Raw genomic sequence first — 7,733 nt, forward strand, 5'->3', positions numbered from 1 at the left:
AGAAATACACGAAACCTTCTCACGCAAATATCGATTTGTCGACATAGTGAATGAAGAGACTGTAAATTGGTTTGAGCAGCAGTGCTTGAGTGAAACAAGGCCCAAGATATGCAGTCGCAAATCCGTCCAAATCACAATTAATCATTATGGGTTTAAAACCACAGAAGGTGACGATGATCCTGTCATTCCGAAGCTTCAAATTGTCATTGATGCAAAGAGCTACGAATTGGGAAGTGATGCACCTATGAAAGCTCAACCCTTAGCGCAAATCAAACAGAATGCCTCTGCATCAGCTGCGTTATTGAGAGAAGGCTATCAAAGCATTCTCAATCGACTCCAGTAGAGTAGAAATTGCCCGTAAGGTCAATGTCCGATATGTGGACATTTAAGCCCTAGTGAGGCGTTAGGTTGGGCCGCACTGAATTCGCAGACTGTATGCTCAAACATCAAGCCGATAGAAGTTTTTTTATTTTAGATAGAATAGCCAAAAAGATAGCGGATTCATTCTAACTTTCCAAATTCCTCAAAAACTTATATTCCCCAGATTCGTCTTTCATTTTATAAAGTGCTGCTTGGCGTTTGCCACTCGCTTGTTTTTCACCCGTATCAATTAGCAGGTTAGCCTGCTCAATTCGTCTTCTAAATGACTTTTTCTGGATCTCTTTACCTAGAACAATCTCATGTACTTTTTGGAGGTCTGGTAGGGTGAATTTTTCTGGAAGTGCAAAGGCCGGTACGATTGAGTACAGCGCTTTCTGGCGCAAGCGTTCTAGGGCTGCGGTTATCAGCGACTTGTGGTCAAATGCTAGTTCCATTGTTAGTGCTGTCTCTAATGTAATCCATTGCACGTTTGAAACAGAGTCAATGTGAACGCTGCAGTCTTCATAAGCGATTAGCGCGCTAAAGCAAACTGTGACCGACCAACCTCGTTTATCCCGTTTTGGCCCGCCTTGGCTGATTAGCTGCTCTATATAGGGTGGGGCGATCCCTGTCTTTTCCTGTAGCTTTCGAATCGCAGTATCTTGTATCGATGTATCTTTCTTTAAATCTACAAAGCCGCCAGGTAAGCCCCATGTCCCTTGATCAGGATGATTAGCACGCTTTACTAGCAGAACTTTTAAGGTTTCTTCGTGGCATGTAAATAAAACACTATCGACAGTTAAAATCGGACTTTCAAATTCTGTCTTATCATAGCTTTTTAAGTAATCGGCTTCGTTCATCTTTAAGGCTCGTTATAGGGCGTATGTAACCTATTTTAGAGATTCATGTGAGGGATGCAATTTATTTGTGACTTTTCGACACTTTTAGCTTGACTAAAAAGTAACTATAAGACACTATTGTTTAAAAGTGACATATAGACACTAAATGAATTAAAAACAACCTTAGAGGAATCGATTATGTTAGGTATCAAATATTACAAAGCGGATGCATCAACATTTGTGATTAAAACTGTAAATGGCAAGGTTCGAAAGAAAGGTAAGGGTTTAAGTTTCTTTTATAGCCCAGCAACGACATCGATCGCAGCGCTACCTGTCAACGTGCAAGAAGCGCCGTTTATCTTTGGCTTGCAAACGGCAGACTATCAATCTGTTCGTGTTCAAGGGCAGGTCAGCTTTAGGGTTGAGTCGGCAGAAAAGACGGCAGATATGTTGAACTTTTCCTTGGCCAAAAACGGTGAGTCATTTATTTCTGATGACCCAATGAAATTGAGTGATCGTGTAATTCGAAAGTTACAGACGACTGCGCAAAGCAATATTCAGAAGTGTAGCTTAAGGGAGTCCTTAGTTGCCGTTCAATCATTGGTAGAGCTATTAAGAAAGGCTGTTAGTAATGACCCTTCTTTGGATGAAATGGGCTTGATGGTTTTGGATATTTCAATCACCGCCATTACCCCTACGCCAGAAACTATGAAAGCTTTGGAGGCAGTGGCAAGAGAAGAGATACTTAAGCAGTCAGATGATGCAACATACGGTCGTCGCAAAGCGTCTGTAGAGCAAGAACGTATGATCAAAGAGGCAGAGCTTGAAACGGATATGTCTGTTCAGCAAAAAGAACAACTTATGGCGGAGCAGAGAGTTGCAAACGAACGTGCACTTTTAGCCAGCAAAGCGCAAATAGAGCAGGAATCTTTGCAGGCAGAAATTGATAGAGAGGAGCAACGTAAAGACCTTGTTATGCGCAGTGCTGAGAATAATCGGACTGAGGCGGATGTTGAGAGCTATGCAATTGCCTCAAAAATGGAAGCGTTTAAAACCTTACCTGTAGAGAACTTAAAAGCAATGGCCTTAGCCAATATGGAGCCAGATCAGCTGATGGCCATGGCGTTTGAATCGTTAGCACAGAACGCTGGCAAAATTGGTGAATTGACGATTACGCCAGATTTGTTCGGCCAAATGATGAAACGAAATGTGGCTTGATAAATTGACTTTGAATTTAATGACTAAGAAGAGTAAATGACATGAACGATTGTACCTTTGTGCTAGTAACCCGAAAGACTCGATTGCAAGAGTTGGTCGAGCGCTTCAATAGCTGGGCTCAGGCCAAGTTTTATCTGGAGCACAATCAGGTCAATGTTCAAGATTACCTGGATGAAAACGTACGCTATCAGAGTCAGATTCAAGAAGCGGAAAGTATTCTACGTACCTTAGGTCGCTTTCAGCGTATTGAACGCTCGATGCTAACGTCGTATCAATTTGGTCAAACCGATGTTGTGGTAGTGATCGGTCAGGATGGTTTAGTCGCAAACACCTTAAAGTACTTAAATCGACAGCCTTTAATAGCGATTAATCCTGACCCTAAACGGTGGGACGGCGTACTGCTTCCTTTTGAGCTAGCGCAGTTGAAAGAAGTTGTGACAAGAACAACGAAGGGCAAGTTATCAAGCAAAAATATCACTTTGGCTCAGGCGAGTACTAATGACGGACAAGTTATTTATGCGGTGAATGATTTGTTTATTGGTCCTAAGTCGCATACGTCTGCACGTTACTGCATACGTTGGAACCAGATGGAAGAAGTGCAAAGTTCATCAGGTATTATCGTTTCAACCGGCTTAGGTTCAAGTGGTTGGCTTCAGTCTATCGTTACCGGAGCTAGCGGTGTTGCTGGTATGGCGAATGAAGCCCAAAAGGAAATATTCGATTGGAGCGAGCAGCGTTTGAAGTTTGCAGTACGCGAACCCTTTCCAAGCCAGACAACTGGAACACAGTGCGTTTATGGCGAGATTAAAGGTAGCGAACCTTTAGGGCTTGAGTCATATATGCCGGAAAATGGTGTCATTTTCTCTGACGGCATCGAAGATGATTTTATACAGTTTAACTCTGGTTGCCTGGCAACCATCAAAGTAGCAGAGAGACAGGGTAATTTAATCACCAACTAACTATGCCCGACACATGATGTCGCTTTGGTGTTTATAGTAAGAAATATTCAAGCGTTGAAAAAATTATAGAGCGAAGGTGAGTAAGCGTTATGGCAGAAAAAGTAATCATATATGTGGACCTTGACGATACCTTGTGTGCTTACACAAAAGCCTACGACTGCTCTATCGTCCAAAGCCCAGAACTTGCTTACCCGCAAAGCCAAAAAGGGTTTTATCAGTCGCTTGAGCCCATCAAAGATGCAATATCAGTGTTTAAGTGGCTATGTGAACAAGCGAATTTTGATGTCTACATCCTAACAGCTCCTTCACTGTGCAACCCTATGTGCTATTCAGAAAAGCGTCTTTGGGTAGAGCAGCATTTGGGTTCCGAGCACGTACATCGCTTGATTATTTCTTATCACAAGAACCTATTGAAGGGTGACTACTTGATAGATGACCGAAGAGAAGGCCGAGGGCAGGAATCATTTGGCGGGGCACTTATTCAGTACGGAAGCTCGCAGTTTAAAAACTGGTTAGAAGTGAAGCACTATTTCAGAAACATAGGCCAAGACTAGAGGACAGGTATGAATCATCCAACCACACAGCATCCGGATATCTTGTGCTTTAGAGCTTTTGATATGAGGGATCATTTTCCTCAACCTATAGAAACATTCAGAGAAGCGTTAGAGTTACTTCAATCTGATCGCGCCTACCTACCCGAAGAAAGCTCTCAAATTACCTGCTACCTCAAGAGCGGCGAATCAATACAAATACCCGATTCTTTTTACTGGAAAGAGGTGCGGAGGTTTCCAAACGAAGATGACGCTAGAAAGTGGGTGATTGATCGTATGGATGAAATTCAGAGTGGTGCTTCTTTTCCAATCTTTGGGCTGGTCATTGCTGACCCCAAATTGCCTGTTGAGGATCAAGTAAAAGAGGCCTTGGCTTACTCAGATACTGAAATCATTGATCCAAGCGAGAATGATCGGGTATGTGCTGATGTTAATGCATGGCTGAATGCTGCGGTTAGCGCAATGCCGGGCAATCGACCTGACGATTATAGGGCTGAAAGATTAACTCGTATGCGAGCCGCAATTAATGATTTACCTTCTGCAAATCACGAGCGCAAGGAGTCGCCCGCAAGTCGTGACACGGAAGAGAATATCTTGAATAAGAGTCCGGAAGACGATGGTTTACTGGAGTTTATAAAGACTGCGCAAGCCAAGCAAAACAATCCGGCAAGGTGGGTGATAACCTGCCGTGATTATGGCTTAACGGATGTTAGCGGCAATGCATACTTTGACATGGTTAACGGTATTTGGGGGGCAGATATATCTAATGCTTCCTGTATCCAAGAGCGGGCAATTGCAGATGTAGTTGCAGCATCATTTGATCCTGAGTGCTTGGTGAGCGTCGTACAGCATTTTATCAGCCAAAAAGAGCTCGCCAAAACGGCAATTAAGCTTGAACAAGACCCCAAAGTAATTACCTATCATCCAGATACCCAGACCTATCTTTATCAAGAGCATAATGTCTTTAGTGATTTTGAATCACACGCAATGATATCAATGCGTGACCCCGAGCAGTTTGCAATCGAGAAAGTAACCGCAGGCTCTGAGCAATTATTTGTAAGTATTCCTGATACAGCGATGGATGAAGTTGCTATCGCCTGGTGTAAGCACCGAAAGCTTCAAGGAGCCTTAGGCGGCCCAGTTGGAAAAGAATGGGGTTCGCCTGATTGTGATTATGACTAACTAGGTCAAATAAAAACGACGACCAGAAACTGTTAAATCAATTTAAAGTAGGTGATGATGAAATGAAAATGTACACGCCAGATAAAAAAATCATCACTCGTTTGTTGATGTTAATCGATCCAATGTTTTTCTCGTATTCCGGGCGAGAGAAAGACAAACGTCGCCAGCACTATTACGAAAACAATAGAGATAAGGTCGAAGAGTTTCTTTACCGAGAGTTGTTTGGTTTGACGTACGATGCACAAAACGAAGATGACAGCTTGGCGTCGTCACATCGTCATTTGCTTAATGCCTACACGACAGCCTTAACCGGTATTGGCAACAATTCATTTCGGCTTTGCGAGTTACAGGGCACTGATTTTGACTTAACAAGTTTTGATTCACTGTATGACTATGATCTTAAGGATTATGAATACCAACAAGAGGCGACAAAGAGGGATTTTCCTAAATCCCGGGTTGATCGAGACTACCGACTCTATCTAAATCATAACTGGGTCAGATTGTTAGACAGTAAAGACCATTTCTATTATTCAACGGTATCAAGCTTAAGTTACTACTTGTATGACGCGCTAGAGGAGGCAGCGACTGAGTTCATTGAGTCACTGATTCCTTATGACTTAGTCGATGGGGATGACCACGGTAAAAACGTCGAGGGAGGTATGCTCTGGGACTTCAAAACTGATGCGAAGGGGCTTGAAGCAGAGCTAGAAGAATTACAATCAAGAAACCGAATCTACCTAAGTGAAACCTATCATCGATTGAACGATGAGTTTCACGTCGAGTCAAGAAATGAAGTCTACTTTGAAAAGCAGGGTGATGAAATAGATGGTCCTCATTGGAATTTCATTGTAAATAACGCCGAGACAGCTAAAAAGATTACGTTTATAAACTTCCTAGATGATTGCCAAGGCTACCTACAGTCTAATGAAAGGCTAGCGCATCTCAAAGAGCGTGAAGCAACAAAGCTAAAGCAGTTTTTATTCGATGCTCATAAAGACATTATCCAAAACTTTGACCCAACGGTCGTGAAGCTGAAAAAGAAAATGAAGATTATTATGTCGCCGAAGGCATTAGATGGCTTGAACAACCTGGGTGATGATAGTGAATAACAATAAATTAGAATGAGGTAGAGCATGACGACAATCGCACTGCACAGTGATATGCACCTAGAACTACAGAAGTCGCCTGAAGGTTGGTTAGGTACTGTACCGGACGTATTAATTCTAGCGGGTGATATTTCATACATCAGTCATATCGCAGACTTGTTAATCGAACTGAGTGATAAACATTCTGAATTGCAGATCATTTATATAACAGGCAATCATGAGTATTACGGAAGCGAGGATATGCTTTCTGCAGAAGTGGCTCTTAAGGACTCCTTAAAGAAATATGAGCGTATCCACTTTCTTCAGTGCGATACCGTTGAGTTGTTTAATATTCGATTTATTGGTTGTACTGGCTGGCCGAGCATGCTGAGCTTAGGGAAAGATCAACAGCAACATGCTAGTAGAGTTGTTGGTCAATCAATCAACGACTTTTATCAGATAGGGATGGGCGATAACACATTTACGACTGATGACTGTATTGAGTTAGGCGAACAGCAATCCGAATGGCTTGAGAGGGCCCTGTCGGCGCCAACATCTTGCGAACATACCGTGGTCATCACTCACTTCGCTCCATCAGTTAAAGTAGCCAACCCTAAATTTCCCATCGATGAAATGACGGCTTATTTTTGTTCATCGTTCGATGCATTAATTGAGCAGTATCAACCGGCTATCTGGGCCTTTGGCCACACACACGCAAATTTCGATGTAAACATGGGAGCAACTCGTGTGATCAGTAATCAGCATGGCTATGGCAGAGAGTGTCAGGACTCATACCTTACCAACAAGGTAATCGAGTTATGAAATACAAGCTAGCTGTTTTGCAGTATGAGTGCGAGGGTGAACGCATTGCCAGCTTAGTAAAGGCTGAGTTAGTTGCCGTATCGCAGAAAAACGGCGAAGTATTGGCAACACTATCAAAGAACCCAGCCTATGATGGCACCTATTTGGAGGGTGACAGTCTTAAGGTTGCTAACAAGTATGGAGGGAAGGTGGTAGAAAACATATCTTGCCAAGTATTGCCTGTGGCCCGCTTTAGACGAAACTTGAATAGTGTGATGCGAAACATAGTGAACGAACGACATCCTTTGAATCGTGTTCTGGTGGTCGCTAAAACCAAACCTTATTGGGTGTTACCGCATGATAATAAGCTTAGGCATGAATACTTCAGCTCAATGAATTTGGATGCAACTAATCAAAGGCCTCGCGATGATTTCTGATCTGGATAAGTTGATCAATTATCTAAATATGGGTTTATCGAGTCACATCGTTATTACTGGTTCAGAACGGAATATTGAACAGTTCCAAATAGATTTGAAGGGACGTCTTGAAAGTGAAGGCAAAAGTACTCGCGAGCTGCTCTGCACAACCGAACATCTTGATTTAAATCAGTGTAAAGAAGTTGATTCCTTGTTGGTGAAAGGACTTGGAGACTTGCCTGCACAGCATAATAACAGTTATGCAATACGTACATATTTAGATATGGGAACCTATAACAAATTAAGATCAATTATTTTTTGT

The 7,733-nt window shown here is 42.5% G+C and carries 10 protein-coding genes; 9 read left to right on the plus strand and 1 reads right to left on the minus strand.

Translation table 11 applies throughout. The annotated features are described in order from the left end of the window. On the plus strand, positions 1–343 hold a 343-nt coding region (locus tag A3761_RS27655), incomplete at its 5' end, for a hypothetical protein (protein WP_197473023.1). A gap of 163 nt (positions 344–506) precedes the next feature. Here the strand turns inward: A3761_RS27655 and A3761_RS11560 are convergent. Beyond that, positions 507–1,220: an NUDIX domain-containing protein gene (locus A3761_RS11560; RefSeq protein ID WP_068567305.1), complete on the minus strand. Its 714-nt coding sequence runs from the start codon at positions 1,218–1,220 to the stop codon at positions 507–509. Positions 1,221–1,397: 177 nt separating this feature from the next. Here A3761_RS11560 and A3761_RS11565 point away from each other — a divergent pair, with 177 nt between their 5' ends. From A3761_RS11565 to A3761_RS11600, 8 genes are all read left to right on the plus strand, one after another. Further along, positions 1,398–2,417 carry an SPFH domain-containing protein gene (locus tag A3761_RS11565; protein ID WP_068567302.1) on the plus strand — a complete coding sequence of 340 codons (1,020 nt, stop codon included), beginning with the start codon at positions 1,398–1,400 and terminating at the stop codon, positions 2,415–2,417. Between the two features lie 41 nt (positions 2,418–2,458). Then, entirely contained in the window at positions 2,459–3,376 is a 918-nt protein-coding gene (locus A3761_RS11570; RefSeq protein ID WP_068567300.1) for a sugar kinase, read from the plus strand. Between the two features lie 89 nt (positions 3,377–3,465). Continuing rightward, on the plus strand, positions 3,466–3,930 hold the full coding sequence (locus tag A3761_RS11575; RefSeq protein WP_068567298.1) for a hypothetical protein: 465 nt from the start codon (positions 3,466–3,468) through the stop codon (positions 3,928–3,930). A gap of 9 nt (positions 3,931–3,939) precedes the next feature. Further along, entirely contained in the window at positions 3,940–5,109 is a 1,170-nt protein-coding gene (locus A3761_RS27660) for a hypothetical protein (RefSeq protein ID WP_197473024.1), read from the plus strand. A 62-nt stretch (positions 5,110–5,171) separates the two neighbouring features. Then, positions 5,172–6,218, plus strand: coding sequence for a hypothetical protein (locus A3761_RS11585; protein ID WP_068567296.1), 1,047 nt, complete (start codon positions 5,172–5,174; stop codon positions 6,216–6,218). A gap of 24 nt (positions 6,219–6,242) precedes the next feature. After that, the gene (locus A3761_RS11590; RefSeq protein WP_068567295.1) at positions 6,243–7,016 is read left to right on the plus strand and encodes a metallophosphoesterase; all 774 of its coding nucleotides are present in this window, start codon (positions 6,243–6,245) and stop codon (positions 7,014–7,016) included. Beyond that, positions 7,013–7,432, plus strand: a complete 420-nt coding sequence (locus tag A3761_RS11595) for a hypothetical protein (RefSeq protein WP_068567293.1) — start codon at positions 7,013–7,015, stop codon at positions 7,430–7,432. The genes A3761_RS11590 and A3761_RS11595 overlap by 4 nt, the downstream gene beginning before the upstream one ends. Then, positions 7,422–7,733 (plus strand): hypothetical protein (locus tag A3761_RS11600; protein WP_156491805.1); only part of this gene is annotated, 312 nt, incomplete at its 3' end. The genes A3761_RS11595 and A3761_RS11600, both read left to right, overlap by 11 nt.

This window comes from Oleiphilus sp. HI0123, assembly GCF_001635315.1.